We start from the raw sequence: 2,953 nt of genomic DNA, 5'->3' as shown, positions 1-2,953 counted from the left end.
ACACTCACAATTTCATTGCGATTAAGTAATGAAGGGCGCACGGTGGATGCCTTGGCACTGAGAGCCGATGAAGGACGGAACAAACACCGATATGCTCTGGGGAGCTGTAAGTAGGCGTTGATCCAGAGATTTCCGAATGGGGGAACCCCACACATGAGTGTGACTTCCAGGTGAATACATAGCCTGGAAGAGGTAGACCCGGGGAACTGAAACATCTTAGTACCCGGAGGAAGAGAAAGAAAAATCGATTCCCTGAGTAGCGGCGAGCGAAACGGGAAGAGCCCAAACCAGCTTCGGCTGGGGTTGTAGGACACCGATGAGACTGAAGTTTGCGAGCGGAAGGGCCTGGAACGGCCGACCATAGGGGGTAAGAGTCCCGTAGGCGAAGCGAACGGATGTTGCGGTGGATCCTGAGTACGGCGGAACACGAGGAATTCCGTCGGAATCCGGGAGGACCATCTCCCAAGGCTAAATACTCCTCAGTGACCGATAGTGGACCAGTACCGTGAGGGAAAGGTGAAAAGCACCCCGGAAGGGGAGTGAAATAGAACCTGAAACCGTGTGCTTACAAGTAGTCAGAGCCCGTTAATGGGTGATGGCGTGCCTTTTGTAGAATGAACCGGCGAGTTGCGATTTCATGCAAGGTTAAGCAGCGAATGCGGAGCCGTAGCGAAAGCGAGTCTGAACAGGGCGTATAGTATGGGGTTGCAGACCCGAAACCAGGTGATCTACCCATGTCCAGGCTGAAGTCCAGGTAACACTGGATGGAGGGCCGAACCGACTTACGTTGAAAAGTGACCGGATGAGGTGTGGGTAGCGGAGAAATTCCAATCGAACCTGGAGATAGCTGGTTCTCTCCGAAATATATTTAGGTATAGCCTCGTGTTAGCATCGTGGAGGTAGAGCACTGTTTGGACGAGGGGCCCATCCCGGGTTACCGAATTCAGACAAACTCCGAATGCCACGGATGTGATGCACGGGAGTCAGACAGCGGGTGATAAGGTCCGTTGTCGAGAGGGAAACAGCCCAGACCACCAGTTAAGGTCCCAAAATATATGTTGAGTGGAAAAGGATGTGGCGTTGCACAGACAACTAGGATGTTGGCTTAGAAGCAGCCATCATTTAAAGAGTGCGTAATAGCTCACTAGTCAAGTGACGCTGCGCCGAAAATGTACCGGGGCTAAACATATTACCGAAACTGTGGATCAGAAATGATGGTAGGAGAGCGTTCCGATGGCAGTGAAGCATGACCGTGAGGACATGTGGAGCGATCGGAAGTGAGAATGCCGGTGTGAGTAGCGAAAGACGGGTGGGAATCCCGTCCACCGAATGACTAAGGTTTCCAGAGGAAGGCTCGTCCGCTCTGGGTTAGTCGGGACCTAAGCCGAGGCAGAGATGCGTAGGCGATGGCCAACAGGCAGAAATTCCTGTACCGGTGATATGTGATTGAGCGATGTGGTGACGCAGAAGGAGAAGCAGAGCGTGCGATTGGAAGAGCACGTCCAAGCATCGAGTCGTCAGGGTAGGCAAATCCGCCCTGTACAACGACGAGGTGTGACGGGGAGCCGAAAATAGTAGGCGAAGCTGTGGGTTCACACTGCCAAGAAAAGCTGCTAGTGAGCATATCACCGCCCGTACCGCAAACCGACACAGGTAGTTGGGATGAGAATTCTAAGGTGAGCGAGCGAACTCTCGTTAAGGAACTCGGCAAAATGACCCCGTAACTTCGGGAGAAGGGGTGCTCAGTAAAATGAGCCGCAGTGAATAGGCCCAAGCGACTGTTTATCAAAAACACAGGTCTCTGCCAAACCGAAAGGTGACGTATAGGGGCTGACGCCTGCCCGGTGCTGGAAGGTTAAGAGGAGCGCTCAGCGCAAGCGAAGGTGCGAATCGAAGCCCCAGTAAACGGCGGCCGTAACTATAACGGTCCTAAGGTAGCGAAATTCCTTGTCAGGTAAGTTCTGACCCGCACGAAAGGCGTAACGATTTGGGCACTGTCTCAACGAGAGGCTCGGTGAAATCATAGTACCAGTGAAGATGCTGGTTACCCGCGACAGGACGGAAAGACCCCGTGGAGCTTTACTGTAGCCTGATATTGAATCTTGACCTCACCTGTACAGGATAGGTGGGAGCCTGTGAAGTGTGGACGCCAGTCTACATGGAGGCACTGGTGGGATACCACCCTGGTGATGTTGAGGTTCTAACCCGCGCCCGTGATCCGGGCGGGAGACAGTGTCAGGTGGACAGTTTGACTGGGGCGGTCGCCTCCTAAAGAGTAACGGAGGCGCTCAAAGGTTCCCTCAGAATGGTTGGAAATCATTCATAGAGTGTAAAGGTATAAGGGAGCTTGACTGCGAGACATACAGGTCGAGCAGGGTCGAAAGACGGACTTAGTGATCCGGTGGTTCCGCATGGAAGGGCCATCGCTCAACGGATAAAAGCTACCCCGGGGATAACAGGCTTATCTCCCCCAAGAGTTCACATCGACGGGGAGGTTTGGCACCTCGATGTCGGCTCATCGCATCCTGGGGCTGTAGTCGGTCCCAAGGGTTGGGCTGTTCGCCCATTAAAGCGGTACGCGAGCTGGGTTCAGAACGTCGTGAGACAGTTCGGTCCCTATCCGTCGTGGGCGTAGGAAATTTGAGAGGCGCTGTCCTTAGTACGAGAGGACCGGGATGGACATACCACTGGTGTACCAGTTGTCGTGCCAACGGCATCGCTGGGTAGCTATGTATGGCCGGGATAAGTGCTGAAAGCATCTAAGCATGAAGCCCCCCTCAAGATGAGATTTCCCCATTAGATCCCTCAGAGATGATGAGGTGGATAGGTTCGGCGTGCAAGTGTGGCGACACATTCAGCGGACGAATACTAATCGATCGATGACTTATTCAAATAAATGAAAACCGTGTTTGGTTTTCTGCGCAGCGCATTGTTTCTATCCGGTTTTGAATGT

1 rRNA gene is annotated in these 2,953 nt (G+C 53.2%); it reads left to right on the top strand.

The annotated features are described in order from the left end of the window. Positions 1 to 19 precede the first annotated feature (19 nt). Positions 20 to 2,892, top strand: a 23S ribosomal RNA gene (locus J4760_RS13200). Positions 2,893 to 2,953: the final 61 nt, after the last annotated feature.

It is taken from the genome of Salinicoccus sp. ID82-1 (assembly GCF_021991715.1).
GTDB classification, from domain to species: Bacteria; Bacillota; Bacilli; order Staphylococcales; family Salinicoccaceae; genus Salinicoccus; species Salinicoccus cyprini.
The sequence above is the reverse complement of the archived record's forward strand: the minus strand, read 5'-3'. Positions and strand labels throughout refer to the sequence as shown.